At 62.9% G+C, this 26,217-nt stretch carries 29 protein-coding genes and 1 tRNA gene; 18 read left to right on the top strand and 12 right to left on the bottom strand.

Annotation, left to right across the window (positions count from 1 at the left end):
* Nucleotides 1-1,008: 1,008 nt before the first annotated feature.
* Both NKH12_RS18980 and NKH12_RS18975 read right to left on the bottom strand, forming a co-directional pair.
* Complete coding sequence (locus NKH12_RS18980; protein ID WP_352954533.1) at nt 1,009-1,416, bottom strand: hypothetical protein; 408 nt, start codon at nt 1,414-1,416, stop codon at nt 1,009-1,011.
* A 137-nt stretch (nt 1,417-1,553) separates the two neighbouring features.
* Nucleotides 1,554-1,643 (bottom strand) — tRNA-Ser (locus NKH12_RS18975).
* Between the two features lie 412 nt (nt 1,644-2,055).
* On the opposite strand from NKH12_RS18975, the gene NKH12_RS18970 reads away from it, so the two are divergent.
* The 3 genes from NKH12_RS18970 (at nt 2,056) to NKH12_RS18960 (ending at nt 4,262) form a co-directional block, all read left to right on the top strand.
* Entirely contained in the window at nt 2,056-2,373 is a 318-nt protein-coding gene (locus NKH12_RS18970) for a hypothetical protein (protein WP_352954532.1), read from the top strand.
* Nucleotides 2,374-2,422: 49 nt separating this feature from the next.
* Complete coding sequence (msrA, locus tag NKH12_RS18965; RefSeq protein WP_352954531.1) at nt 2,423-3,085, top strand: peptide-methionine (S)-S-oxide reductase MsrA; 663 nt, start codon at nt 2,423-2,425, stop codon at nt 3,083-3,085.
* Nucleotides 3,086-3,272: 187 nt separating this feature from the next.
* A complete protein-coding gene (locus tag NKH12_RS18960) occupies nt 3,273-4,262 on the top strand; it encodes a BMP family lipoprotein (protein ID WP_352954530.1) in 990 nt (329 codons plus the stop codon).
* 67 nt (nt 4,263-4,329) lie between these two features.
* On the opposite strand, the gene NKH12_RS18955 is transcribed toward NKH12_RS18960, so the two are convergent.
* Nucleotides 4,330-4,536 (bottom strand): SlyX family protein, encoded by a 207-nt coding sequence (locus NKH12_RS18955; RefSeq protein WP_352954535.1) that lies wholly within the window; start codon nt 4,534-4,536, stop codon nt 4,330-4,332.
* 310 nt (nt 4,537-4,846) lie between these two features.
* Here NKH12_RS18955 and NKH12_RS18950 point away from each other — a divergent pair, with 310 nt between their 5' ends.
* The 6 genes from NKH12_RS18950 to deoA all read left to right on the top strand — a co-directional run bounded on the left by NKH12_RS18950 (nt 4,847) and on the right by deoA (nt 11,186).
* On the top strand, nt 4,847-6,379 hold the full coding sequence (locus NKH12_RS18950) for an ABC transporter ATP-binding protein (protein WP_352954529.1): 1,533 nt from the start codon (nt 4,847-4,849) through the stop codon (nt 6,377-6,379).
* Complete coding sequence (locus tag NKH12_RS18945) at nt 6,376-7,515, top strand: ABC transporter permease (RefSeq protein ID WP_352954528.1); 1,140 nt, start codon at nt 6,376-6,378, stop codon at nt 7,513-7,515. The genes NKH12_RS18950 and NKH12_RS18945 overlap by 4 nt, the downstream gene beginning before the upstream one ends.
* 1 nt (nt 7,516) lies before the next feature.
* Nucleotides 7,517-8,488, top strand: coding sequence for an ABC transporter permease (locus tag NKH12_RS18940; RefSeq protein ID WP_352954527.1), 972 nt, complete (start codon nt 7,517-7,519; stop codon nt 8,486-8,488).
* 137 nt (nt 8,489-8,625) lie between these two features.
* Nucleotides 8,626-9,018, top strand: a complete 393-nt coding sequence (gene cdd, locus NKH12_RS18935; RefSeq protein WP_352954526.1) for a cytidine deaminase — start codon at nt 8,626-8,628, stop codon at nt 9,016-9,018.
* A gap of 30 nt (nt 9,019-9,048) precedes the next feature.
* Nucleotides 9,049-9,867 (top strand): purine-nucleoside phosphorylase, encoded by an 819-nt coding sequence (locus NKH12_RS18930; RefSeq protein WP_352954525.1) that lies wholly within the window; start codon nt 9,049-9,051, stop codon nt 9,865-9,867.
* A complete protein-coding gene (deoA, locus tag NKH12_RS18925) occupies nt 9,867-11,186 on the top strand; it encodes a thymidine phosphorylase (protein WP_352954524.1) in 1,320 nt (439 codons plus the stop codon). The genes NKH12_RS18930 and deoA overlap by 1 nt, the downstream gene beginning before the upstream one ends.
* 59 nt (nt 11,187-11,245) lie before the next feature.
* On the opposite strand, the gene NKH12_RS18920 is transcribed toward deoA, so the two are convergent.
* The 3 genes from NKH12_RS18920 to NKH12_RS18910 all read right to left on the bottom strand — a co-directional run bounded on the left by NKH12_RS18920 (nt 11,246) and on the right by NKH12_RS18910 (nt 13,647).
* A complete protein-coding gene (locus tag NKH12_RS18920) occupies nt 11,246-11,806 on the bottom strand; it encodes a TIGR02281 family clan AA aspartic protease (RefSeq protein ID WP_352954523.1) in 561 nt (186 codons plus the stop codon).
* A 107-nt stretch (nt 11,807-11,913) separates the two neighbouring features.
* A complete protein-coding gene (upp, locus tag NKH12_RS18915) occupies nt 11,914-12,543 on the bottom strand; it encodes a uracil phosphoribosyltransferase (protein ID WP_352954522.1) in 630 nt (209 codons plus the stop codon).
* A 129-nt stretch (nt 12,544-12,672) separates the two neighbouring features.
* Nucleotides 12,673-13,647, bottom strand: coding sequence for an adenosine deaminase (locus NKH12_RS18910; protein WP_352954521.1), 975 nt, complete (start codon nt 13,645-13,647; stop codon nt 12,673-12,675).
* Nucleotides 13,648-13,792: 145 nt separating this feature from the next.
* Between NKH12_RS18910 and ubiE the strand changes: the two genes are divergently transcribed.
* The 6 genes from ubiE to coaBC all read left to right on the top strand — a co-directional run bounded on the left by ubiE (nt 13,793) and on the right by coaBC (nt 18,347).
* Complete coding sequence (gene ubiE, locus NKH12_RS18905; protein ID WP_352954520.1) at nt 13,793-14,569, top strand: bifunctional demethylmenaquinone methyltransferase/2-methoxy-6-polyprenyl-1,4-benzoquinol methylase UbiE; 777 nt, start codon at nt 13,793-13,795, stop codon at nt 14,567-14,569.
* Between the two features lie 13 nt (nt 14,570-14,582).
* Complete coding sequence (ubiB, locus tag NKH12_RS18900) at nt 14,583-16,157, top strand: 2-polyprenylphenol 6-hydroxylase (protein WP_352954519.1); 1,575 nt, start codon at nt 14,583-14,585, stop codon at nt 16,155-16,157.
* Between the two features lie 76 nt (nt 16,158-16,233).
* Nucleotides 16,234-16,443 (top strand): FitA-like ribbon-helix-helix domain-containing protein, encoded by a 210-nt coding sequence (locus tag NKH12_RS18895; protein ID WP_352954518.1) that lies wholly within the window; start codon nt 16,234-16,236, stop codon nt 16,441-16,443.
* A gap of 2 nt (nt 16,444-16,445) precedes the next feature.
* Nucleotides 16,446-16,700 (top strand): FitA-like ribbon-helix-helix domain-containing protein, encoded by a 255-nt coding sequence (locus tag NKH12_RS18890; protein ID WP_352954517.1) that lies wholly within the window; start codon nt 16,446-16,448, stop codon nt 16,698-16,700.
* Nucleotides 16,697-17,104, top strand: coding sequence for a type II toxin-antitoxin system VapC family toxin (locus NKH12_RS18885; protein ID WP_352954516.1), 408 nt, complete (start codon nt 16,697-16,699; stop codon nt 17,102-17,104). The genes NKH12_RS18890 and NKH12_RS18885 overlap by 4 nt, the downstream gene beginning before the upstream one ends.
* Nucleotides 17,105-17,129: 25 nt before the next feature.
* Complete coding sequence (gene coaBC / locus NKH12_RS18880) at nt 17,130-18,347, top strand: bifunctional phosphopantothenoylcysteine decarboxylase/phosphopantothenate--cysteine ligase CoaBC (RefSeq protein WP_352954534.1); 1,218 nt, start codon at nt 17,130-17,132, stop codon at nt 18,345-18,347.
* Here the strand turns inward: coaBC and NKH12_RS18875 are convergent.
* The 4 genes from NKH12_RS18875 to rpsU form a co-directional block, all read right to left on the bottom strand.
* The gene (locus tag NKH12_RS18875; protein WP_352954515.1) at nt 18,344-19,780 is read right to left on the bottom strand and encodes an MFS transporter; all 1,437 of its coding nucleotides are present in this window, start codon (nt 19,778-19,780) and stop codon (nt 18,344-18,346) included. The two genes, coaBC and NKH12_RS18875, sit on opposite strands and share 4 nt — an antisense overlap.
* Before the next feature lie 273 nt (nt 19,781-20,053).
* The gene (locus NKH12_RS18870) at nt 20,054-20,527 is read right to left on the bottom strand and encodes a DUF992 domain-containing protein (RefSeq protein WP_352954514.1); all 474 of its coding nucleotides are present in this window, start codon (nt 20,525-20,527) and stop codon (nt 20,054-20,056) included.
* A 164-nt stretch (nt 20,528-20,691) separates the two neighbouring features.
* A complete protein-coding gene (locus NKH12_RS18865; protein ID WP_352954513.1) occupies nt 20,692-21,537 on the bottom strand; it encodes a tetratricopeptide repeat protein in 846 nt (281 codons plus the stop codon).
* 150 nt (nt 21,538-21,687) lie between these two features.
* The gene (rpsU, locus tag NKH12_RS18860; RefSeq protein ID WP_023675331.1) at nt 21,688-21,960 is read right to left on the bottom strand and encodes a 30S ribosomal protein S21; all 273 of its coding nucleotides are present in this window, start codon (nt 21,958-21,960) and stop codon (nt 21,688-21,690) included.
* A 407-nt stretch (nt 21,961-22,367) separates the two neighbouring features.
* On the opposite strand from rpsU, the gene NKH12_RS18855 reads away from it, so the two are divergent.
* Nucleotides 22,368-22,877, top strand: a complete 510-nt coding sequence (locus tag NKH12_RS18855) for a ferritin-like domain-containing protein (protein ID WP_352954512.1) — start codon at nt 22,368-22,370, stop codon at nt 22,875-22,877.
* Nucleotides 22,864-23,307, top strand: coding sequence for a DUF6766 family protein (locus NKH12_RS18850; RefSeq protein WP_352954511.1), 444 nt, complete (start codon nt 22,864-22,866; stop codon nt 23,305-23,307). Before NKH12_RS18855 ends, NKH12_RS18850 begins: the two co-directional genes overlap by 14 nt.
* A 79-nt stretch (nt 23,308-23,386) precedes the next feature.
* Here NKH12_RS18850 and NKH12_RS18845 read toward each other — a convergent pair whose 3' ends face one another.
* Both NKH12_RS18845 and NKH12_RS18840 read right to left on the bottom strand, forming a co-directional pair.
* Nucleotides 23,387-23,776 (bottom strand): SET domain-containing protein, encoded by a 390-nt coding sequence (locus NKH12_RS18845; protein WP_352954510.1) that lies wholly within the window; start codon nt 23,774-23,776, stop codon nt 23,387-23,389.
* Between the two features lie 110 nt (nt 23,777-23,886).
* Nucleotides 23,887-24,633 (bottom strand): SDR family oxidoreductase, encoded by a 747-nt coding sequence (locus NKH12_RS18840; protein WP_352954509.1) that lies wholly within the window; start codon nt 24,631-24,633, stop codon nt 23,887-23,889.
* A 255-nt stretch (nt 24,634-24,888) separates the two neighbouring features.
* Between NKH12_RS18840 and NKH12_RS18835 the strand changes: the two genes are divergently transcribed.
* Nucleotides 24,889-26,142 (top strand): sarcosine oxidase subunit beta, encoded by a 1,254-nt coding sequence (locus NKH12_RS18835; RefSeq protein WP_352954507.1) that lies wholly within the window; start codon nt 24,889-24,891, stop codon nt 26,140-26,142.
* The last annotated feature ends 75 nt before the right edge of the window (nt 26,143-26,217 follow it).

The following is a 26,217-nucleotide window of genomic DNA, read 5'->3' as shown; positions in this document are numbered from 1 at the left end:
TCCCATCGTCCACCTCCATCGAGGTGGATGTTGAATCAGCACAAGACGCAGCTGTCACATCACAATCGATTCATCGATCACAGGACTTGCTCTAGAGCGTGAATCAAAAACCGCTCACGATCCACCGCATGACAAAGCGGGCAAATAAGCGTGTACCGCCCGAAACGGTAAAAAGCCGCTACATCACGATCGCAGGCATTGCAGTGATGAGCCTTCCTTGTCGGGAAGAGCGTCAGGGTAAGGGCTCTCAGCCAATCTCCGTATGAGTCAAGTTTGCGTGTGACCCGCCGCGCTGTGATACGATCACCGTAGCTGCGAAAAAGAGATACGAGTCGGCTTTCTCGAACATTGTTCCATAATGGTTTCAGCATCTCGCCCTTCACGGTTTTTCACCCAAGGAGCGATAATTTAGCGCCAGATGATATGATGTCGAGTCAGCGGAGCAGCAGGTGCTCGCGATGGGTCGGCAATGCAGGGCGCGAATTACGGTGACAGTGCACTTTTTTCTTCTCCCCCGCCTGCGCGTTTTTCCCGATTTCACGGCTTTTCCGGTTTGCTCGGCGATCCGGTCCAGAAGTGCTTCGCTGCCCATCGGCCGCGCAGATGCCGACATCGGCGGCGCGGCAAGGCAAGTCGAGCCATGCGTTCAATTTACACACAGCGACAGCCGAGCAAACATGGAGAAAAGTGCACTGTCACCGCAATTCCTTGGCGACGCATCCCGGTCCAATATGGAATCATCATCGCTTGCTCAAACTGGTCTAAGGAGGAGTTCTCTTGCCAAATGGACCACGCGGTTCCGCTCGGACGTGGTCCAGCCTTGAGGATGACGCGTCTCGATGGCGAGCGCTCCGTCGGACGTGGCAGTTAGCCTGGTGTGGCCGTCGCGAAATCCAAGCGTCCGACTTTTGTAACCAAGGTCATCCAGCAATAAAGCAATCGTTGCACCGCAATACCCGGAAGTTGCGAAGAGGATGACGCGGGGCGCGAGAGATGCAATCTCCTCTTTCAATGCCTGTAAGTGAGGCTCCGCAATAGCTGGCCATCGATTCGCTGGCGGCGGCTTGAACCGCCGACTTCGTCCATCTTGCAAATGTTCGTCCAAGCGATATGACGGCGAGACGGATCGATGAGATCGACCATTTGCCAGAAGGCTGACTTATTTGTCTTTTCAACCATCCACTTGGTAGATGCGGCCCCGCTCGTAGTCTGGTTGGTGTTTGACCCTACGAGCGTGCCTAGTGGTCCCGCGCTCTTTCCGACGTAAAGCAATGCCAAATTGCTTGTCGGATCATATTCAGGGCCGACGCCGGTCGCAAACACCCCGGGCGATGCCCAGCCTTGCTTAACGGCCACACGGTTGCATTCAGTAAGCTGTTTCCAAGTTGCGTCACTGATAGGCAACTTCCTTGACATGAGAAATCCCCCAGCATTCCGCTATTAAGAGCGCTCCGCCTGAGAGGCAGTCAAGGAGCCGGAAGATTTGCTGCTGCCAGACGTTCTGTTTCAAAACTGGCGAGACGGCATTCGGGTAACCCCACTGTGAAATTGACTGGCGGAGAGAGCGGGATTCGAACCCGCGTTACGGTTTCCCGTAAACACACTTTCCAGGCGTGCGCCTTCAACCACTCGGCCACCTCTCCGTCTTAGCATTTTCGCCGCGGCCGGTTTCACCGCGCGGGTTGGGGAGATGCGTCTCCCTTGGGGATTGCGGTCCGGAACTCCGCACCGTGGGCGCCGTCAACCAGCGGACACCCTTTCCCCGCACCTGAGCCGTCAAAGCAACAGGCGCGGGGCTCATCTAGTCGATCCGGTGCCGAATGCCAAGACGCTCTATTCGCTTTGTCGGATAGGGATGCTCTGTCCATGCCACCAGCGCTGCCTTGGTAGCCGATCGCCGCGATCGGCGGCGGCGTCTTTGCCGACTGACGCCGCAGCGGCGCGAACCGGCGGCGCAGGTTCAACTTCGCGTGTCGCGATTGCGGATAAAGCGCGCAGATCCTATTTATCAGGCCGATACAGACTCTGATAAGCTTCCGGGGAGTTAAGGTCTGGATGTTCCGCTTCGTCTTCCGTCTCGCGGCACTGGTTGCGCTTTCGGTTTCCGTCATCATGGCGGTGATCGACGCGACGCGCTCGGTGGCGGCCTCCGCGCTGGTCATGACCCCGCTCAACACGAGCTGGCTCGCCGTCTCGCCGGATACGCGAAGCGCCTTCGAAAGCTTCGTCCGCGACGAGCTTGGTCCGCTGCTGTGGGACGGCGCCATCGCCTGGGTGCTCAGCCAGCCCGGTTTCGCCGTGTTTGCGGTGGTTGCCTTCATTCTCTACTTGATCGGCTACAGGCGGGAGCGGCCGACCGGGCGGTTCGCCTAGACTTGATGATTCTCCAGCGTCCCCAAACAAAGAGAAAGGGAGACCGCACATGTTTCTCAGCGACATGCTGAACAAGAAGCTCAATCTGCCGAAGCCTGCCGAGGCGCTGCCGGGTCGTGCCAAGCCTATCCCGACGGCATCCAAGCACTTTGTCTCGAAGCGGCCGCTCAAGGGGCCTTATCCCGAGGGGCTGGAGACAGCGATGTTCGGACTGGGCTGCTTCTGGGGCGCCGAGCGTATGTTCTGGCAGCTTGAAGGTGTATGGGTCACGGCTGTCGGCTATGCCGGCGGCGTCACCCCCAACCCGACCTACCAGGAAACCTGCACCGGCCTTACCGGCCATGCCGAAGTCGTGCTCGTCGTCTACGACCCGAAGATCGTGTCCTATGCACAGCTTCTGAAGCTGTTTTGGGAAAGCCATGACCCGACGCAAGGCATGCGCCAGGGCAACGACGTCGGCACCACCTACCGCTCGACGATCTACACCTTCGGTGATGCGCAATACCAGGCGGCGATCGCCTCACGCGACGCCTACGAGGCCTCGTTGCGCGGCGCAGGGCGCGGCAAGATCACCACCGAGATCGCCCCGGCGCCGGAATTCTACTTTGCCGAAGAAGACCACCAGCAATATCTGGCGAAGAATCCCTACGGCTATTGCAATTTGCAGGGCACCGGCGTCGCCTGCGCCATCCCGGCTGCCGTCTCCGCCTGAGGCCTTGGCGGGACGATGATCCCGGCTTTTCCAACAGGTCAAAATTCCGCGTGAATTTTGCTTCGGGCCGTGCCAGATTGGCCCGAAGCGGGAGGAAGACACTCCTGTCTGATGTCGCATGCCTGCCGGAGAACCGGGCAGGCAGGCGGTGCATAACGGAAAAAATAACCGACAGGGTGTGGATCACATGAAACGTATTGTTCTCGGCCTCCTGGCCGCAACTGCGATGGTTCTTCCGGCCTTCGCCGCGGACATTCAGCCAGCACTTCTCTACGATCTCGGCGGCAAATTCGACAAGTCGTTCAACGAAGCGTCCTATAACGGCGCCGAAAAGTTCAAGGCCGAAACCGGCATCGCCTATGTGGAATTCGAGGTCTCAAACGCGACCCAGCGCGAGCAGGCGCTGCGCCGTTTCGCCGAGGACGGCCGCAATCCGATCGCTATGGCGGGCTTCTCCTGGGCGGATGCGCTGGAGAAGATCGCCGTCGAGTTTCCCGAGACCAAGTTCGCCATCATCGACATGGTCGTCGACAAGCCCAACGTCCGCTCCGTCGTCTACAAGGAGCAGGAAGGCTCCTACCTCGTCGGGGTGATGGCGGCAATGGCCTCGAAGACCAAAAAGGTCGGCTTCATCGGCGGCATGGACATTCCGCTGATCCGCCGATTCGGCTGCGGTTATGTCGGCGGCGCCAAGGCGGCCGGCGCGACCGGTGTCATCCAGAACATGACCGGCGATACGCCGGCAGCCTGGAACGATCCGGCCAAAGGCGGCGAGATTGCCAAGACCCAGATCGACCAGGGTGCCGACGTGATCTACGCAGCGGCAGGCGGCACCGGTGTCGGCGTGTTGCAGGCAGCGGCCGACGCCGGCAAGCTCGGCATCGGCGTCGATTCCAACCAGAACGGCCTGCAGCCAGGCAAGGTGCTGACGTCGATGGTCAAGCGCGTCGACGTTGCCGTCTACAACACCTTCATGGACGCCAAGAACGACAAGTTTACCGGCGGCATCAACGATCTCGGCCTTAGGGAAGGCGGTGTCGACTACGCCATGGACGACAACAACAAGGCGCTTGTCGATGACGCGATGAAGGCGGCGGTCGAAAAGGCCAAGGCCGACATCATCGCCGGTACCATCAAGGTGCACGATTATATGTCGGACAATTCCTGCCCATATTGATCGCGACGTTGCCGATCTGATCGAAGCCGTCGGGTGAAAATCCGGCGGCTTTGCTTTCTCCGTAGGCTCACCAATGCGGCGGCTTGGTCACCGGCACGTCCGGTGCAGCCTGTTCCTCCAGCGCCAGGAATCGGTCGGCCAGCGCATCGAGCTTGCGCTGCATGCGCTCGATCGCCTTCCACTGCTCTGCGATCTGATCGGACAGTTCCTCGATGGTCTTCTCCTGCTCGGCGGCGCGGATTTCCAGCGTCGTCAACCGGTCGGCGGGCATAATCATTCGAAAACCTCGGGTTCTTGCTGCGCAAGGATGCGAATTTCGGGATTCGCTACATTAGAGCGACGTGCGTCAAATTGGACGCCCAAACTACCCTCTAACACTTATGATCTTCGCATCGCGCTTTCCGAAAATCGAATCCGGTTTTCGGGCCGATGCGATGGCGAATGTGAAGCCGCGGCCACGTTCGAAATTGACAAGCGCGCGGTGATTTGTCGAGAGTGAACGCTGCTCCGGCCAATTGGCACAGACGGGGTGTCATGCTAGGCGTTTTGACCAAGCGATAAAAAATACGAGTGGGACAGGCTGCATGGCGCAAGCCGCAATCGAGCTGATCGGCATCAACAAGAGTTTTGGCGCCGTGCGCGCCAATCGCGACATCAATCTGGAGATCGTGCGCGGCACCATCCATGGCATTGTCGGCGAGAACGGCGCCGGCAAGTCGACGCTGATGTCGATCCTCTATGGTTTTTACCAGGCCGACAGCGGCGAGATCCGCGTCGGCAGCCAGCCGGCATCGATCAAGTCGCCAAATGACGCCATCGCGCTCGGCATCGGCATGGTGCATCAGCATTTCATGCTGGTTGACAATTTCACGGTGCTGGAAAACGTCATTCTCGGCGCCGAAAGCGATGCGCTGCTGAAGAAGAGCATCGCCAAGGCGCGGTCGGAACTGGAACGGCTCGAGCGCGAATACGGGCTGGAAGTCGATCCTGATGCGATCATCGAGGAGTTGCCGGTCGGCCTGCAGCAGCGTGTCGAAATTCTCAAGGCGCTGTATCGCGGCGCCGAGATCCTGATCCTCGACGAGCCGACAGGCGTGCTCACCCCCGCAGAAGCCGACCATCTGTTCCGCATCCTCAAGCAGCTGAAGGAGCAGGGCAAAACGATAGTGCTGATCACCCACAAGCTGCGCGAGATCATGGCGATCACCGACACGGTCTCGGTCATGCGCCAGGGCACGATGGTGGCGACACGCGAAACCAGGAAGACCACGGTCGAGGAACTGGCCGAGCTGATGGTCGGGCGCCGCGTGCTGCTCAGGGTCGAGAAAGGCGAAGCCGAAGCAGGCGGCGTCAAGCTCGCGGTCAAGAACCTGACGGTGAAGGATTCGCGCGGCGTCACCATGGTCGACGACGTCTCCTTCGACGTGCGCGCCGGCGAGATCGTCGGCATCGCCGGCGTCGCCGGCAACGGGCAATCCGAAATGCTCGAGGCGATTTCCGGCATCAGGCGCGCCGTCTCGGGCTCGGTCATGCTCGACGGCAAGCCGATCGATCTGACCGGGGCCGCCGATCCCGGCGAACTGCGCGACCGCGGCCTCGCCCATGTCCCGGAAGACCGTCATCATGTCGGGCTGGTGCTGGCCTTCGAGGAGAACGAGAATTCGATCCTCGGCTATCACGACGATCCGCGCTACCTGAAAGGGCCGTTCCTCAACATCGATGCCATCCGCGACGACGCCAAGGACAAGATCACCAAATACGACATCCGTCCGGCGGACTGCCGCCTCAAGACCGCCAATTTCTCCGGCGGCAACCAGCAGAAGATCGTTCTGGCGCGGGAAATGGAACAGGATCCGGGCGTGCTGATCGTCGGCCAGCCGACGCGCGGCGTCGATGTCGGCGCCATCGAATTCATCCACAAGCGGCTGATCGCCTTGCGCGACCAGGGCAAGGCGGTGCTGGTGGTGTCGGTCGAGCTCGACGAGATCCGCTCGCTCTCCGACCGCATCCTGGTGATGTTTGCCGGCCGCATCGTCGGCGAGCGCGGCCCGGAGGCGACGGAAGGCGAGCTTGGACTGCTGATGGCCGGTGTCGAGCACCGGGAGGCGGCGGAATGAGCACGCCTTATGCCAAGCTGCCGGCCTGGGCGGATTACGGGCTGATCCCGGTGATCAATCTCGCCGTTGCCTTCGTCGTCGCCGGCTTCGTCGTGCTACTGGTTGGCGAAAATCCGTTCCGCGCTGCCGTTGTCCTGGTCGAGGGCGCCTTCGGCCGTGGGCAAGGCATCGCGTTCACGCTTTTCTACGCCACCACCTTCATCTTCAGCGGGCTGTCGGTGGCGGTTGCGGCGCATTGCGGCCTGTTCAACATCGGTGGCGAGGGCCAGGGCTATATCGCCGGTCTCGGCATCGGCATCGTCTGCCTGGCCTTCGACAGCGTACTGCCATGGTGGCTCACCTTCCCGCTGGCGATCATCGCCGCTGCGGCGATGGGGGCGCTGTGGGCGCTGATCCCCGCCTATCTGCAGGCCAAGCGCGGTTCGCACATCGTCATCACCACCATCATGTTCAACTTCATCGCCGCCAGCGTCATGGTCTACGCACTGGTCGGATTCTTGAAGCCGGCCAATTCGATGGCGCCGCAAACACGCACCTTCCTCGAAGGCGCGCAACTGCCGAAGCTCAACTGGGTCATCGAGCTGTTCGGCGCCAAGATCCGCTCGGCGCCGTTCAACATCAGCTTCCTGCTGGCGCTGGCCATGGCCTTTCTGGTCTGGGTGCTGATCTGGCGCACCAGGCTCGGCTACGAGATGCGCACCTACGGCCACAGCTCGAAAGCGGCGCGCTATGCCGGCATTTCGGAGACCCGCATCATCATCGTCGCCATGATGATCTCGGGCGCGCTGGCCGGCATGATGGCGCTCAACCCGACGATGGGCGACCAGCACAATGTCGCGCTCGAATTCGTTTCAGGCGCCGGGTTCGTCGGCATCGCCGTGGCGCTGATGGGGCGCCTCCACCCGGTCGGCATCGTGCTCGCCGCAATATTGTTCGGCATGCTCTACCAGGGCGGCGCCGAGCTCGCCTTCGAGATGCCGGCGATCAGCCGCGACATGATTGTCATCATCCAGGGCCTGGTCATCCTGTTCGCCGGCGCGCTCGAGCACATGTTCCGGCCCTATGTCCAGGCGCTGTTCGCCTCGCTCAGCCCGAGATCTGTCGGCATGGAAGCGATCAAGGGGAAGGGTGCCTGAGATGGATTTGTTCAACGCCGTCATCCAGGTTTTGGACTCGACCATCCGCCTGTCGGTGCCGTTGCTGCTCGCCTGCCTCGCCGGCCTGTATTCGGAGCGCGCCGGCATTTTCGACATCGGGCTCGAGGGCAAGATGCTGGTCGGCGCCTTCGCCGGCGCCGCCGCGGCCTCCGTCTTCCATTCCGCCTATATCGGCCTCGGCATGGCCATCCTCATCTCGGTCGCTTTCGCGCTGGTCCACGGCTTTGCCTCGATCACCCATCGCGGCAACCAGATCGTCTCCGGCGTGGCGATCAATTTCATCGCCGCCGGATCGACGATCATGCTCGGCCAGGCCTGGTTCCAGCAAGGTGGACGTACGCCGGCTCTGGCCTCGGACGAGCGGTTCGGGGCGATCATCTGGCCCGGTGCGGACGCGCTCAGGAGCGTGCCGATCCTCGGCCCGATATATTCGGAACTCATCTCCGGCCATTCCGTGCTGGTCTATGTCGCGTTTCTCGCCGTGCCGTTCACCTGGTGGGTGCTGTTCCGTACCCGCTTCGGCTTGCGCATGCGCGCGGTCGGCGAGAACCCGGCCGCGGTCGACACCGCCGGCATCTCGGTCGCCTGGCTGCGCTACCGGGCGCTGATCTGCACAGGCGTGCTCACTGGCATTGCCGGCGCCTACCTGTCGATGGTGCAGAATGGCGGCTTCGTGAAGGACATGACCGCCGGCAAGGGTTATATCGCGCTGGCCGCGCTGATCTTCGCCAAGTGGAAGCCGGTCAACGCCATGTTCGCCTGCCTTTTGTTCGGCTTCCTCGACGCGCTGTCGATCCGGCTGCAGGGCACGCCGCTGCCGCTGATCGGCAAGGTGCCGGTGCAGCTCATGCAGGCGCTGCCCTATATCCTCACCGTCATCCTGCTCGCCGGCTTCATCGGCAAGGCGATCCCGCCGCGCGCCGGCGGCGTGCCCTATGTCAAGGAACGCTGAGCATGATCCCGAACCGCAGGTCCGCGTCAGCGAAAAGTGGAAGCCGGTTTTCGGACGAGATCATGCGAGGGAAAATGTGAGCATGATCCCGAAAAGTGGAAGCCGGTTTTCGGACAAGATCATGCGAGGGAAAAACAATGTCGCATGATCTGTTCGAAGCGGCCAAGGCCGCCATGGCGAAGGCCTATGCGCCCTATTCGAAGTTTCCGGTCGGGGCGGCATTGCGCACCGAGGACGGCCGCGTCTTTGCCGGCGCCAACATCGAGGTCGCTTCCTATCCGGAAGGCTGGTGCGCCGAAACCACCGCGCTCGGCCACTACATCATGGGCGGCGGCGGCAGGATCACGGAGATCGCGGTGATCGCCGAGCGCATGCCGAAATGCTCGCCCTGCGGCGGCTGCCGGCAGCGGCTGGCCGAATTCTGCCGGCCGGAAACCAAACTCTATCTCTGCGACAATGGCGGCGTGGTCGAGACCGTGACCCTGGGCGAGATGCTGCCCTACGGCTTCCAGGGCGACATGTTGAAATGAAGAGCTGGTTGAAATGAAGAGCTGGTTGAAATGAAGGAAGCGCTTGATCGTCTCGTCGAAAGGCTGGACGGGCTGGCGCCCGCCGCCGCGCTGGTGCTGGGTTCGGGTCTTGGCGGGCTTGTCGACCGGGTCGAGGACGCTGTCCGTATTTCCTATGCCGAATTGCCGGGCTTTCCCAGAAGCGGCGTCACCGGCCATGCCGGCGAGGTGGTGGCGGGACATTTTGCCGGCACGCCAGTGCTGATGCTGTCCGGCCGCGCCCACTATTACGAGCACGGCAACGCCGCTGCGATGCGGCCGGCGCTGGAGGTGCTCGCCGGCCTCGGCATCTCGAAACTGATCCTCACCAATGCCGCCGGCTCGGTCGATCCGGACATGGGGCCGGGCTCGGTGATGCTGATCACCGATCACATCAATTTCTCCGGCTCCAACCCGCTGATCGGCGAGCCGAGCGACCGCCGCTTCGTCGGCCTGACCGAAGCCTATGATGCCGGCCTTCGCTCAGCGATCGAGACGGCCGCGAAGGCGACGGCTACCGTGCTGCACAAGGGCGTCTATATGTGGTTTTCCGGGCCGTGCTTCGAGACCCCCGCCGAGATCCGCATGGCGCGCGTCATGGGCGCCAATGCCGTCGGCATGTCGACCGTGCCGGAGGTCGTTCTTGCACGCTTCCTCGGCCTGCGCGTCGCCGCCTGCTCGGTCATCACCAATCTCGCCGCAGGGATGACCGGGGCGGAGCTTTCGCACCAGGAAACCAAGGACATGGCGCCAATCGGCGGCGCGCGGCTGGCGACGATCCTCCAGCGTATGTTCCAGGACGGGTTGCCGGGGCGTAAGGTCCCGGCCTGATGCTTCCCCAGGAAATCATTCGCAGCAAGCGCGACGGTCACAGGCTGTCGACGCAGGAGATCGCCAGCCTCATCGAAGGCGTCACCGCCGGCACCGTCTCGGACGGGCAGGTCGGGGCCTTCGCCATGGCGGTGTTCTTCAACGGCATGAGCCGCGACGAGGCGTTGGCGCTGACGCTGGCGATGCGCGATTCCGGCGACGTGCTCGATTGGTCGGACCTGCCGGGCCCGGTCACCGACAAACATTCGACAGGCGGCGTCGGCGACAATGTCTCGCTGTTGGTGGCGCCGATCGTCGCCGCCTGCGGCGCTTATGTGCCGATGATTTCCGGCCGCGGTCTTGGCCATACCGGCGGGACGCTGGATAAGATGGATGCAATCCCCGGCTATATCAGCCAGCCGGATGTGGCGGGCTTCCGCAAGGCAGTGCTCGAAGCCGGCTGCGCCATCATCGGCCAGACCGCCGATCTCGCGCCCGCCGATCGCAGGCTCTATGCGATCCGCGACGTGACGGGAACCGTCGAATCGGTGCCGCTGATCACCGCCTCGATCCTGTCGAAGAAGCTGGCCGCCGGCCTGCAGTCGCTGGTGCTCGACGTGAAGGTCGGCAACGGCGCCTTCATGGAAAAATCCCGTGACGCAACGACACTGGCGAACAGCCTGGTCGAAGTCGCCAATGGCGCCGGACTGAAGACCTCAGCACTGGTCACCGGCATGAACGAGCCGCTGGCGTCGGCAGCCGGCAACGCCGTCGAGGTGCGCAATGCCGTCGATTTTCTCACCGGCCGCTTCCGCGACCGGCGACTGGAGGATGTGACGCTGGCGTTGGCCGCAGACATGCTGCAGTCGGCCGGGCTGGTCTCGTCCAACCAGGACGGCATGCGGCGCGCCGCCGAGACGCTTGCCGGCGGCGGTGCCGCCGCCGTCTTCGCCCGCATGGTGGCGGCGCTCGGCGGTCCGGCCGACTTCGTCGAGAATCCGCAAAAATACCTGCCGAAGGCGGCGACGGAGTTCGCGGTCAAGGCGACCGAAAACGGCTTCGTCACCGGCATCGCCACCCGCGACATCGGGCTCGCCGTCGTCGGGCTTGGCGGCGGGCGCGTACGGCCGGACGACAGGATCGACCATGCGGTCGGCATCACCAGGCTGCTGCCGGTCGGCGCGGAGGTGCGCGCCGGTGAGGCGCTGGCGCTGGTCCATGCCCGCAATGCCGGGGATGCCGAAGCGGCCGCCGCCGCCGTGCTTTCGGCCTATGCGATCGGCGCTTCGAAGCCGCCCGCGGAAAAAACCGTCATTCGGCGGATCCTGCCGCGCGGATGACGTTTTTTATTGGACCATGATCTTTCCGAAAACCGGTTTCCACTTTTCGGGATCATGGTTCACTGGACGAGCAGCAGCGCGCCATTTTCGACCTGATATTTTTCAAGCCGCTGGAGAAAGCTCAGGCCGATCAAATTGGTCCGCAGCGCCTTGTCGTCGAGCACCACCGCCTGGACGCCGTCGACCGTGATCTTGCCGATCTGCAGCCGATCGACGGTAACCAGGGCAGCCTTGATCGCGCCGTTGGCGGTGTTGACCTGGTGTTTGAAGTCCGACGCGTTCAGCGAAATGCCGATCCTGCGTGCCGTCGAACTGTTGATGGCGACGAGCGTCGCGCCGGTGTCGATCATGCCGTCGGCCGTTCGACCGTTGAGCTTGAACGTCGACGTGAAATGCCCGCGCGCGTCGGCGGTCACCACGACCTTGCGGCCGAGCGGCTGCGGCGTTGCCGGTCTGTCGGGAACCGTGGCCAGGTTCAGGTCCGTTTGCGTTTCGACCGCCGGCCTGGCCCCGACCGCCGATTTCAGCAGGCCATCGAACATCTGCGGATTCGACTGATAGAGCATCGGGAACGACGCCGATGTTACGGCGAGCACGCCGAGGATGAGATTGCGCAGCATGGACCGGCCTTCGTGAAGGCCCATGCTTATCGCGGGATGGTGTTTGCCGCTTTAACAGATGCGGAAAGCGGCCGATTGCGTAAACGATCGGTAAACGAGTGGCACCCTCATTTGGTCCCGTACATGCGGTCGCCAGCATCGCCGAGGCCGGGCATGATGTAGCCCTTCTCGTTGAGCTGGCGGTCGATGGAAGCGGTGAAGACCGGGACATCGGGATGCGCCTTGGTGAACCGCTCGAGGCCCTCTGGCGAGGCCAGCAGGCAGAGGAAGCGGATGTTGGTGGCGCCGCGCCCTTTCAGCTTGTCAATCGCCGCGATCGCCGAATTGGCGGTCGCCAGCATCGGATCGACGACGATCACCAGCCGGTCGGCGAGATCGCTCGGCGCTTTGAAGAAATACTCGACCGCTTCCAGCGTTTCGTGGTCGCGGTAGAGACCGATATGGGCGACGCGCGCCGCCGGCACCAGGTCGAGCAGGCCTTCGAGCAAGCCGTTGCCGGCGCGCAGCACCGAGGCGAAGACCAGCTTCTTGCCCTCCAGCGTCGGCGCTTCCATCGTCTCGATCGGCGTTTCGATCGTCGTCGTCGTCAGTTCGAGGTTGCGGGTGACCTCGTAGCCGAGCAGCAGTGAGATCTCGCGCAGCAGCCGCCGGAAGCCGGCCGTCGAGGTTTCCTTCTTGCGCATGATGGTCAGCTTGTGCTGGACAAGCGGGTGGTCGACGACAGTGACGCCCTGCATCGTGTTCTCCTAGCTGCGCAGGTGAATAGTGAATAGTGAATGGTGAATAGTGAATAGTGAATAGGTTTGCGAGTCCTTGGTTCAGCGGAAAAACTCGCGGTTGACGGACCGAAGCGCCGCATTCACCATTCACCTGCCCTTGACGTCGAGCCGGCCCAGCAGCATTGCCTTGGTCTTCCTGTCGACGAAGGCGGCCTCGATGGCGGTTCTGGTGACAGCGGCGAGCGCCTTGTCGTTCATCGAAAAATGCTCTGCGGCATTGTCGTATTCGCGCTTCAGCGACGTCCAGAAAAAGGGCGGATCGTCGGAGTTGAGCGTCACCTTGCAGCCCGCCGCCTGCAGTGCCGGAAAAGGATGATCGGCGAAACTGTCGAAGACCTTCAGCGCGATGTTGGAACTCGGACAGCACTCGAGCACGACGCCTTCGTCGGCGATGCGCCGGACAAGGTCGGGATTCTCGATGGCGCGCACACCATGGCCGATGCGGGCGGGGCGGATGTGGTCGAGTGCGGCCTCGACGCTCTCCCAGCCCATCAGTTCGCCGGCATGGACGGTGATGCCGAGGCCGGCCTCGCGCGCGATTTCGAAAGCCCTGACATAATCCTCCAGATCGCCCATCCGCTCGTCGCCGGCGACGCCGAAGCCGGTGACCAGCGGATGCCCGCAGCGGGCCGCGAAGCGCGCCGCCTGCTCGATCGATTCGACGCCGGCGTTGCGCACGCCGGTGACGATCATGCGGCCCTCGATGCCGGTCTTGGCCTTGGCGCGCGCCATGCCTTCGCCGAGCGCGTCCGTATAGGCCTTGGGCGACAGGCCGGCCTTGCCGGCGTGGTCCGGCGAGGTGAAGATCTCGGAATAGATGGCGCCGTCACGGGCGAGGCTGGTCAGGTAATGATCGGTCAGCCGCGCATAGTCTTCTTCCGTGCGGAACAGGTCGGAGGAGAAGTCATAGGCGGCGAGGAAGGAGGTGAAATCGTGCCAGACGAAAGAGCCGTTCTGAATGTAAGGCGAGGTGTCCTTGCCGTATTTCTGCGCCTGGCGGATGACGAGTTCGGGCGCCGCTGCCCCTTCGATATGGCAGTGCAGTTCCGCTTTCAAAGGCATGCAATCATCCCGTCAGGTCTGTCCAGCTCGTCGACATAAGTACGATTCACGACCGAGAAGCGCGGCCGAACACCGCGCCTTAAACAATAGCGTCGGCACCATCGATCGGCTATGGTCCCGCCGGTTTTATGGCGGATCAAAAATAATGTCGGTTGAGAGAACCACGGCCGTTGGCGGCATGGAGACCTCCTATGGTTTCAAGCGTGTAGGGGCAGGCGAGAAGCAGTCCCTGGTCAATGACGTTTTCCACAAGGTGGCGAACCGCTACGATCTGATGAATGACCTGATGTCGGCCGGCCTGCACCGGCTGTGGAAGGACGCCATGGTCACATGGCTCAATCCACCGAAACGACCGGGCTGGAGCGTTCTCGACGTTGCCGGCGGCACCGGCGACATCGCCTTCCGCATCGTCGAGGCGAGCGGCAGGAACGCCCATGCCACGGTTCTCGACATCAACGGATCGATGCTTGCCGTCGGCCGCGACCGGGCCGAGAAAAAGGGCCTGACGGCAAATACCGATTTCGTCGAGGCCAATGCCGAGGAGCTGCCTTTCACTGAGGCCAGTTTCGACGCCTATACGATCGCTTTCGGCATTCGCAACGTGCCGCGCATCGATGTGGCGCTTGCGGAAGCCTATCGCGTGCTCAAGCCCGGCGGGCGCTTTCTCTGCCTCGAATTTTCCGAGGTCGACATGCCGTTGCTCGACAAGGTCTATGAGGCGTGGTCGTTCAACACCATCCCCAGGATCGGCAAGGCGGTGACCGGTGACGACGAGCCCTATTCCTATCTGGTCGAATCGATCCGCAAATTTCCCAATCAGCAGAATTTTGCGGCGATGATTTCCCGCGCTGGCTTCGACCGCGCTTCCTTTCGCAATTATTCCGGCGGCATAGCTGCGCTTCATTCGGGCTGGAAGCTTTGAGGCGAGCGCAGTCATGAGCAGTGTCGGCGCTGGTTTCAGGCTCGTGCGCGCCGGCTGGGTGCTGGTCCGCGAAGGCGTCGTCGCGGCGCTGCCGGGCGACGAGCTCTTCGGCCTGCCGAAACTCGGCTGGCGGATGGCGCGGCTGTTCACCCGCCGCCGCGCGCTTGCCTATGAGCGTGGCGACCGGCTGGCCAAGGCCGTCGTCCGGCTCGGCCCATCCTATGTCAAGCTCGGCCAGTTCCTGGCGACCCGGCCCGATGTCGTCGGCAACGACATAGCGCTCGATCTCGCCATGTTGCAGGACAAGATGCAGACATTTCCACAGGCCGAGGCCATTGCGGCGATAGAGGCCTCGCTCGGGCGCAAGGTCGGCGAACTCTACGCCAGTTTCGGCGAGGCCGTCGCCGCGGCCTCGATCGCCCAGGTCCATATCGCGGAAACCCTGGAGAACGGCGTCGGTTCGCGAGTGGCGGTCAAGGTCATCCGGCCAGGCGTGCGCCGCCGCTTCTTTCGCGATCTCGAAAGCTATTTCCTGGCTGCTCGCCTCCAGGAAAAATACATCCCGTCGTCGCGCCGGCTGCGGCCGGTCGAAGTGACCGAGACGCTGGCACAGACCACCAAGATCGAAATGGATCTGAGGCTGGAGGCGGCAGCGCTTTCGGAGCTTGGCGAGAACACCAAGGACGACCCCGGCTTTCGCGTCCCATCCGTCGATTGGGAGCGTACCGGTCGCGATGTGCTGACCATGGAATGGGTCGACGGCATCAAGATGAACGACATTGCCGGCCTCGCTGCCGCCGGCCACGATCTGAAGGCGATCGCCGCCAATCTGGTCCAGTCGTTCCTGCGCCATACGCTGCGTGACGGTTTCTTCCACGCCGACATGCATCCCGGAAACCTGTTCGTCGAGCCTAATGGCACCATCGTCGCTGTCGATCTCGGAATTGCCGGCCGGCTCGGCAAGAAGGAGCGCCGGTTCCTCGCCGAAATCCTCTACGGCTTCATCACCCGTGACTATCTGCGCGTCGCCGAAGTGCATTTCGAGGCCGGCTACGTGCCGCGCCGGCATAATGTCGCCGCGTTCGCCCAGGCGATCCGAGCGATCGGCGAGCCGATCCACGGCCAGCCGGCCGAGACCATCTCGATGGCCAAGCTCTTGGCGCTTCTGTTCGAGGTGACCGATCTCTTCGATATGGCGACGCGCTCCGAACTGGTGCTGCTGCAGAAGACTATGGTGGTGGTCGAGGGCGTCGCCCGCACTCTCGACCCGGCCTTCAACATGTGGAAGACCTCCGAACCAGTGGTCGGAGGCTGGATATCAGCCAATCTCGGCCCGCGTGCCCTGCTGGCCGACGCACGCGACGGCGCCAGCGCGCTGCTGGCGCTGGTCCGCCAGGCGCCGGACCTCGCCGCCCGCACCGAGCGGCTGTCGCGCGAGATCGATCTGATGGCCGAACACGGGCTGCGCTTCGATGAAAGGACGGCGCACGCCATCGGCAAGGCCGAGGCGCGCCATACGCGCTCCGGCCGGCTGGCGCTGTGGGTGATGGCGCTGACGCTGGTCTATATCGCCTGGAAGCTCCTCTGAAATGCTGGCAGTGGCAGCAGTGCTGTCATTGCAGCCATGCTTCGAGATCGCTATATTAGGTCGCGGGAGCGCGATCATGGCCCGGATTACTGTCCGCAATGTGGATGAGAGTGTCATGCGGCGACTGCGTGAGCGTGGCGCTGCGCGTGGCGTTTCCATGGAGCAGGAGGCGCGGGACGTGCTCGCCGCATCCGTTGGGCTTCCGACCACCAAGGGTTTCGACTGGTCGGGCATTGCAGCCGAGGACGAAGCCAAGTTCAGACCGACGACACGGGGGCAAGGGTAGTTATGGGCACCCTGACCATTCGCAATCTCGACGACGATCTGAAGCAAAAGCTGCGCGAGCGGGCTGCCAGACATGGCGTGTCAATGGAGCAGGAGGCAAGAAATCTGTTGCTGAAGGACGTGGCAGTCGCCAAAGAACGTGATGGGGATTTTGTTACGGCGGAGGAAATCCTCGAATACGGCCGACGACTGCAACGAGTAGATTTTGATCAGAAGAAATTCACGGATGACCTCTGGTCCTTCATAGAGGAAGAATGACCGTGGTGGTCGACACCTCAGCGATCGTGGCCATCCTGAAGCAGGAGCCCGATGCTCCGGCAATCGCCCAGCGCCTCGCAGGAAATCAGCGGATATTGATGAGCGCCGCGACTCTGATGGAATGCGGCACAGTAATTGTCCGACGCTATGGCGCGGCCGGCACGGCCGAGTTGACGGGTCTTCTTGCTAGGCTCAAAGTTACGATCGTCGCGCTCTCCGCCGAACATGCGCAAGCCGGAATTGAAGCCTATGCACTGTATGGCCGAGGTGCTGGCCATCGTGCCAACCTCAACATGGGCGACTGCTTCGCCTACGCTCTGGCCAAAACCCGAAACCTGCCGCTGCTTTTCAAGGGCGACGATTTCATCCATACCGATATCGAACCGGCGCTGAAGCCGGCATGACATCGGACAAGCACTGGTCTTGGGCATGATCCTTTCCGGCAAGCGCATCCTGCTGATCATCGGCGGTGGTATCGCCGCCTATAAGGCGCTCGACCTGATCCGTCGGCTGCGCGAGCGGGGCGCCGCCGTGCGTGTGGTGATGACCGCCGCGGCGCAGGAATTCGTGACCACGCTATCGGTTGGAGCGCTGTCGGCCGACCACGTCTTCACCGATTTGTTCGATCGCAATGACGAGCACGATGTCGGCCATATCCGCCTGTCGCGCGAGGCCGACCTTGCGGTCGTGGCGCCGGCCACCGCCGATCTGATGGCGAAGCTTGCCAACGGCCACGCCAACGACCTCGCCTCCACTGTGCTTCTCGCCACCGACAAGCGGGTTTTGATGGCACCGGCCATGAACCCAAAAATGTGGTCGCATCCGGCGACCCGGCGCAACCGCGCGACGTTGCAGAAGGACGGCATCGCATTCATTGGCCCGGCGAAGGGCGAGATGGCCGAGAACAACGAGGCGGGCGAAGGCCGCATGGCCGAGCCGCTGGAAATCGTCGCCGCTATCGAGGCGCTGCTCGATATCAGGCCGAAGCCGCTGGCAGGCAGAAAGATCATCGTCACCTCAGGGCCGACGCATGAGCCGATCGACCCGGTGCGATACATCGCCAACCGTTCGTCCGGCAAGCAGGGCCATGCCATCGCGGCGGCGCTGGCCAGGCTGGGCGCCGATGTGCGCCTCGTCTCCGGTCCGGTCGGCATTGCTGATCCGGCCGGCGTGACCACGCTGCATGTCGAAACCGCAAACGAGATGAAGGACGCGGTCGAACAGCTGCTGCCGGCGGACGCGGCCGTGTTCGTCGCGGCGGTCGCCGACTGGCGCAGCGAAACTTCGGCCGGCGAGAAGATCAAGAAGGTGGCGGGCGAGGGGCCGCCGGCGCTGCAGATGATCGAAAACCCTGATATTCTTGCCGGTGTCGGTCACCACAAGAAGCGGCCCAGCCTGGTCGTCGGCTTTGCCGCCGAGACGCAGGATCTCGTCCGGAACGCCGAGGCCAAGCTTGCGAAGAAGGGCGCCGATTTCATCGTCGCCAACGACGTGTCCCAGGAGGGTGGGGTGATGGGCGGTGACCGCAACCGGGTGCGGATCGTCTCGAAGACCGGTGTCGACGAATGGCCCGAGATGAGCAAGGACGAGGTGGCGACGCGGCTTGCAACACTGATCGCCGAGCAGCTTAAGACGATTACTGTCTAGCCCGTCGCTTCCTGTGGCCGGGCTGCCGGTCCCGAGATCCTGAGGGCGGCGAGGCATCCCAGAATCCCCAGTGGCACGAAGGCGAGGAACAGCCAGGTGGCGACGTTCGCCGCCGCCTCACGGTTCAGGCCTTCGGAAAAACCGCTGGCGTTGGCGACGATGCCGGTCAGTGCTGCACCGACCGCATAGCCGATGCGCTGCATCGTCGGCACAGCGGCAGAGGCGATCGTCTGCTCGCCCTCCCTGGCCGATGCCACGATCACGCGGGTGACGAAGGGCCAGGCAATGCCGAAGCCGCCGCCCTGCAGCAGGGCGCAGAACAGGATCAGCGGAATCGAACCCGCCGGCACGGCATAGGCGAAACCGGCGATGCCGGTCGCGATCATCAGTGCGCCGCCGGTGATGATCAGCCTCTCGCGCTCCGGCGGCGCATTGGCGACGAGAATCAACAGGATCGACCAGGCGATCGATTCGGCGGCGATGATGTAGCCGGTGGTCAGGATCGGAATGCCGTGCAGGCTGGTCAGAAGCAGCGGTCCATAGACGGCGAAGGAACAGGTCGCCACGGAAAAGGCGGCGACCATGGTCATGCCTGCGCCGACCGGCGAGCGCCATGAGAACAGCCGCGACGGGAACAGCCGCGAGTCCGGCTTCAGCGCATCTATGCGGATGAACATCGCAAGCCCGATCAGGCCGAGGGTAAGCAGCAGGGACGAGCGCAGCAGGGCAATGTCGACACCGGCCGTGGCGATCAGCACGACGCTGACGGCCAGGCAGCCGAGCGCGGCAAAGGGGAAGGGCGGGGCCGTTCCAGTGATCGCCTGCGGCCTGGTTGCCTCAGGCGTGTCGAGCACGATGAAGCTCGCCAGCGCCATGACCGCGCCGCCGACCGTGAAGACGCCGAAAGCCCAACGCCAGGAGAGCAACTCGGTCATCAACGCACCGAGCAGCGGCCCGCTGAAGGCGGCGACGCCCCAGATCGCCGACATGACGCCGAAAAGCTGCGGCCAGATGGCGCGTGGAAACAGCCGCTCGACCGAGACGAAGGCCAGCGACACCAGCGCGCCGCCGCCAAAACCCTCGATCAGGCGCCCGGTCAGGAACAGCGGCATGGAGGGCGCGATGGCACAGACCAGGGCACCGGCGGCATAGAGCAGGGCAGCGACCACCATGTTGGAGCGCAGCGCGACATAACTAACCAGCCGTCCGGCTGCGGCGCCGGCGACGATGGCGCCGAGCTCGTAGATCGCCAGCGACCAGCCGACCAGCTGAACGCCGGCGAGGTCGCCGACCATGGCCGGCATCACCGTTGCCACCATGGTTTCGTTGGTGGCGTGCAGCAGGATGCCGAGGCTGATGAAGCAGAAGCGCGCCAGATCGCCGCTCGCCCAGAGCGCGCGCCAATCGACCCTGTTTGTGCTGGTTTCGGTCACCCGGCCCTCCCAAACTTTCTTATACGCCGATTCAAAAAATGGTGGAGCGCTCTTCGTCTCCAACGGGCACGCGGCGCTTCGAGGACGGGTTGTAGAACCTCAACCGCAGTTGAGCTCAAGCGGTTTTTTGGCGGGTGCGCTGAGATACTGGCGGGAAGTCAGGGTGATCGAAGATTGGCGATCATGGTCTCAGCGAAGAACGTCTTAGCACGGGCCCACAAAATCATGCGGCGCGGAACAGTCTAATCCTGTTCCGCGCCGCAGCTATGGCGCTTATTTGAAAGAGTGGACCAGCTCCAGTGAGGTGACGGCGACTGCCAGGTTGACGCCGGTCTGCGCCTGTACGTTGAGAGGCTGCAGCGAGAAGGCGCTGTTCAGTCCGCCGACCAGAAGGTTGGCGCCGCCGCCAGTCACCAGGCTGGCCTCGGCATTGACGCCATAATAGCTGCCGGCAAGATCGCCGGAATTACGATCACGGGTGGCCGCCAGAACCGCCCAAATCAATTCGCCCTGGTGCGTCCTGCCGACGTCGACGCCAAGTTTGGAAATGACCCCGGTATAGGCTTCGGGCGGACCGCCATGATGAGGGCGAAAGGTGCAGGCCACGCCTTTGTTGGATGTGACGATGTAGCCGGTGCCGCCGTCGATGGTGCAGTCGAGCACGCCGAGCTCCAGCCTGCCCGCGCTGGCAGGGGCAGCGAGCACCGTGGCGGCGAGGGCGGCGGCACAGGCGAGTTTCTTGATCATGGGAGGGGTCCTTTCGCGAATTGCCTTGAACAACGGCTAGGCGTCCCGAGCGTTCCGCCGAAAACTTGGCGCGATCAAGGCGGGCGTCAATGCGCAGTCATTGAAGGTTTCGAAGCGATGCCAAACGGCAGGCCTGCCATATCAGGCCGAAACGCCGCCGTCGGTCAGCCGGTGCTGGTGCGGGCCAGGCCGTCCTTGGCCGGCTGGTAGGTGGGGTTGAGGCGCACTGCCTCGCGGTAGGATTTTGCCGCCTTGGCCTTGTCGCCGCGCCGCTCGTAGATCAGCGCCTGGTTGGACCAGGCCTCGGCATTCTTGCCGTCGAGCTTGATCGCCATGTTGATGTCGGCGAAGGCATTGTCCTCGTCGTTCATGGCGAGGTAGGAGAGGCCGCGGCCATTGTAGGGTTCGGCGGCGTCCGGCGCCAGCGAGATGGCGGTCGAGAAATCCTCGATGGCGAAAGCGTGCTGGCCCTGGCTCTGATAGATCAGGCCGCGATTGTGATAGGCACGCGCATCTGTCGTGTCGAGCTGGATCGCCTTCTGGAAATCGTTGAACGCTTCCTGGATGCGGCCGGCTTTGCGGTAGAGATTGCCGCGGCCGATATAGGCGGCGTCGTAGTCGGGATTGATCTGGATCGAGCGGTTGTAGTCGGCAAGCGCGGCCGCCTGGTCGCCGAGGAAGCGCTGGATGAGAGCACGGTTCGAATAGGCCTGGTAGAAATTCGGATTGAGCTGGATGGCGGTGTCGAAATCCTTGAGCGCCGCCTGATACTGGCCGCCCCGGCCATAGGCCGAGCCGCGCACATTGTAGCCTTCGGGATCCTGGGGACTGCGCTGGATAACGGCAGACAGCGAGGAGATGTTCTCGGCCGACCCTTGTGCCTTGTCGATGTTGGTGAATTCGCCGGTCGGGGCTGTCTGGCAGCCGGCGAGCGCCAAGCCGGAAAGCAGGGCTGCCGTCAGGGCGAAGCCGCGCATTGGGGTTCTGCGCTCCACGCTTGTTGCATTCATGTCTGCTCTGTCCTCACTGCCCGCCGCGCCGTCAGGTCTGTTCCGTCTCCGAACCGGCCCTCTCCGAACTGGTCGAATTCAACAAAAAGGTGGCGGCGATTACGCATCGCGCCACCCTGGGTATCCTTCGAAAAGGACGAAAAATTGGCGTCAGAACCGCGGCGGACGCGGAGCACCGGCACCAGCAGCACCAGCCGCCACCGGGCGCGGCGTCATCGGCAGCAGACCCTCGCGCTGAGCGCGCTTGCGGGCCAGCTTGCGGGCGCGGCGAACGGCTTCCGCCTTTTCGCGGGCGCGCTTCTCGGAAGGCTTCTCATAATGTCCGCGCATCTTCATTTCGCGGAAGATGCCTTCGCGCTGCATCTTTTTCTTGAGCGCGCGAAGCGCCTGATCAACATTGTTGTCGCGGACGAGTACCTGCACGGGCAATCCTGTCTTTCGGGTTTGTTAATAACAGGCAAGTGGCCATAGTCGCTTGCCTCCGCGGCGGTCTACACCACGAATTGTGGCGGCTGATAGCAGAATCATGCCGCTCTGTCCACTGCCGAAACGAAAAACCCGCCTCGGCGGCGGGTCGTCGGCGCAATCAGCACCATGCGCAAATCAATAGCATAACTGCCGTCAAAAAGCAAGGAATTACGACCCCTGGTAGTAGATTTACCTTCTCGGGCGGGCTCTCCGCGCCGATGAGAGCGATCGCGGCGTTTTCTCCGCCACCGATAAATTCTTGCTGCCTTAATCCGGCAAAACGGTCCGCCCGGCTTTATCGACGAAGGAACAAACCTCGTTCCCCATGGTTGTTTCGCATACGCAAGCACAGGAGAAAACCGATGTCAGAGACCCGTGAATGGCTCGTCCAGTGGCTCAGGGACGCGCATGCGATGGAGGAGCAGGCCGAAACCATGCTGAACGGCCAGCTGAGCCGGCTGGAGAGTTATCCCGAACTCCGTGAGCGCATCAGCCTGCACCTCAACGAGACGAGAGGGCAAGCCGCGCGCCTCAGAACCTGCCTCGAAAGAATGGGCGAGGATACATCCACGCTGAAGGACGCCGGCGGCAAGCTGCTGGCGATGGCGCAGTCGCTAAGCGGCGTCTTCGCCGGCGACGAGGTGATGAAAGGCTCACTGGCGAGCTACACCTTCGAGCATATGGAGATCGCCTCCTACACGATCCTCATTGCAGCCGCAGAATCCCTAGGCGAAACAGAAGTCGCCCGGGCCTGCGAGGAAAATCTGCGTGAGGAGGAGGCGATGGCCGAGTGGCTGAAAAACAAGCTGCCCGCGACTACGGAGCAGTTCCTGGCTCGCTCGGGGTCGGACAGCGACAATGCCAAACGATGAGGACAACAGGCCGGCGGGCAACGTGAAACGACCTTCGGTGTGGCGGGCTTACAGCTATGCCTGGATTACCCTCGGCTTCTTCATCATTTCGATCGTCGGCCACTGGGTTTTCGGCTGGTTCGCCTATCTCGACGAGCAGCAAGCGCTCGGCCAGCCGCCCGAGTTTGGCGGCTATCTGATCGAGATGAGCCGCGACACGCTCGAGAACTGGCAGTCGGAATTCCTGCAGCTGCTCTGGCAGGTGGGTGGCTTGGCGTTCCTGCTCTTCGTCGGATCGCCGCAATCGAAGGAGAGCACCGACCGGATGGAGGCCAAGATCGACGCGCTTCTCAGGCTTGTCGATCCGAAGAAAGGCAAGGAGGCGATTCGCGAGCTGGACCTGCAGTATGACGGCCGCCACACCGACGAGCCGCACGCCCACCGGAACTAATCTGGGAATGGAAATGTGGCCCGGAGCCGATCGCCGCTCCGGGCTGTGCGATGCTCCTCCACAGACGCAAACCGGACCGCTATGATGCTGTGGCCAAATGAAGCCGCTCGAAATCCTCGAAGAACTCGCCGTAGTCGCAGGTTATTTCCTCGCCCGCGGCTATGTCGCGGATCGTGGTCGCCCCGCCATACTGCGAAAAATCCGTATTCGGCCTTTCGGAATGGTTCATAAAGCGGCCATTGTCGACTTCATAGACCATGAATCCGGGCCGGTCGGGGCTTGGATAGGCATATCTGTCGAGCAATTCTCTGAGGTGCGGCGGCGCCGCCTCATATTTTTCCATCGGGATCAGCCGGTCGAAATCCGGATCGAGCTGCCAGATCGACGCTCCCTTGCTGATCGGCTCGGCGGCGAACACGCCGACGCCCTCGATTGCGCTAGCAGCGATGTAGGTCCTGATCAGCAGCATGTTTTAGGCCCGTGTTCGAACAGAAGTGTCCGAAGAAATCGCCAAATCGCGCTGGAAAGCAAGACCGCTTTTTGCGACATTGCCGCTTGCTCGCCCACGCGGGAAACGCCTCACGTCCGGCTGATCGAGACGCCGCCATCGGCAAACAGCGCGGATCCGGTGGTGAAGCTCGATGCATCCGACGCCAGATAGAGCGCTGAGCGGGCGATCTCCTCAGGCTCGGCGACCCGCTTCAAGGCATGCAGGTTTTCGACGAAGGCTCGCGATTCAGGGGTCTTGAACGTTGCCGAAGGCGTGTCGGTGCCGCCCGGCAAAAGTGCGTTGACCCGCACGCCTTTGGCGCCATATTCGGCGGCAAGCACCTGCGTCAATCCGATCAGCCCGGCCTTGCTTGCGGCATAGCTGGTCATGCCGGGCAAGCCGACCGTGTGGCCGACGAAGGTAGAGGTGAAGATCAGCGATCCGCCGCCGCGTTCGACCATCGCCGGCACCTGATATTTTGCACCAAGGAATGCGCTGGTCAGGTTGGTGTCGAGCGTCTCTCGCCATCCCTCCAGCGACAACTCCGAAATCGAACCCGTCTTGCCGACGGAGCCGGCGTTGTTGAAGGCGATGTCCAACCCGCCGAACCGGCCGACCGCAAGGTCGACAAGGGCCTTGGCATAGGCCTCGTCGCGGACGTCGCCGGCAAGAGCAATGGCGGTGCCGTCGGCCTCCTCGATTTCCGTGACGAGCGCGTCCAGCTCTGCCTGGCGACGGGCAGCGACGACCACCTTGGCGCCTTCCTCGGCAAAGAGTTTTGCCGTAGCGCGGCCGATGCCGGAATTGCCGCCGCGAGAGCGAGCATTTTTTTGCATCCTTTTTTCGCGCCAGCTTTCGCCGGCAATCGGATGCTTGGTCGCAGATCGAGGTGGCGCGAGCCACCCGATACCTGCGAAGGCGTTCCGGATGCAGCGTCGGCCCGGCCGGATCGCGCGGGTCTTTTTTGTCGCGGCGCAAAACGGCAAGCGCCGTCGCAAACAGCGCAAGGGTGGCAGCGCTGTTTCGCTAGTGATACACCTCGCGCGCCGGGCTCGATTGGATGCCAGGCCGCTATCTGCGAGGCCAGAACGTTGAAAAAATACTCTGTATTCGCCATCGCCCGCGAGGCCATGCGCGGCCACAAGGGCTGGGAGGAGCAGTGGTCTTCACCCGAGCCGAAGAAGGAGTACGACGTCATCATCGTCGGCGCCGGCGGCCATGGCCTGGCCACCGCCTATTATCTCGCCACGGTGCACGGCATCACCAATGTCGCCGTGCTGGAAAAGGGCTGGCTCGGCGGCGGCAATACCGGCCGCAACACCACCATCATCCGCTCCAACTATCTTTATGACGAGAGCGCCGGCATCTACGACCATGCGCTAAAACTGTGGGATGGGCTGAGCCAGGAGCTCAACTACAACGTCATGTATTCGCCGCGCGGCGTGATGATGCTGGCGCACAATGTGCACGACATCCAGGTGCTGAAACGCCACGTCCATGCCAACCGGCTGAACGGCATCGACAACGAATGGCTGACGCCGGAAGCCGCCAAGGAATTCTGCCCGCCGCTCAACATTTCGCGCGATGCCCGCTATCCGGTGATGGGCGCGACCCTGCAGCGTCGCGGCGGCACGGCGCGCCACGATGCCGTCGCCTGGGGCTATGCGCGCGGCGCTTCGGCGCGCGGCGTCCACATCATCCAAAATTGCGAGGTCACCGGCGTCAAGCGGGCGCCGAACGGCGCGGTCACCGGCGTCGAGACGACGCGCGGCTTCATCGGCGCCAAGAAAGTCGGTGTCGTTGCGGCCGGCCATTCGTCCGTCATCATGAACATGGCCGGCGTGCGCATGCCGCTGGAAAGCTATCCGCTGCAGGCGCTGGTGTCGGAGCCGGTCAAGCCGGTATTCCCCTGCGTGGTGATGTCGAACACGGTGCACGCCTATATCTCGCAGTCCGACAAGGGCGAGCTGGTCATCGGCGCCGGCACCGACCAATATATCTCCTATTCGCAGACCGGCGGCTTGCATATCCTGCAGCACACGCTCGATGCCATCTGCGAGATGTTCCCGATGTTCACGCGCATGAAGATGCTGCGCTCGTGGGGCGGCATCGTCGACGTGACGCCCGATCGCTCGCCGATCCTGGCCAAGACGCCGGTGCCCGGCCTCTTTGTCAATTGCGGCTGGGGCACCGGCGGCTTCAAGGCGACGCCGGGCTCGGGTCATGTCTTTGCCCACACCATCGCCAGGGACGATCCGCACCCGATCAACGCGCCCTTCACCATCGAGCGCTTCCGCACCGGCCGCCTCATCGACGAGGCGGCAGCGGCAGCGGTGGCGCACTGATGATGGCCCGCTTGGTGATGTTGGGCCAGCGGCTTTGCGATCAACCGGTCGGCGCCCGCGTCGGCCATGGCGAAT

The sequence above is a fragment of the Mesorhizobium sp. M1322 genome (assembly GCF_040318085.1).
Taxonomy (GTDB): domain Bacteria; phylum Pseudomonadota; class Alphaproteobacteria; order Rhizobiales; family Rhizobiaceae; genus Mesorhizobium.
This window is presented reverse-complemented; position numbering and strand designations above follow the sequence as displayed.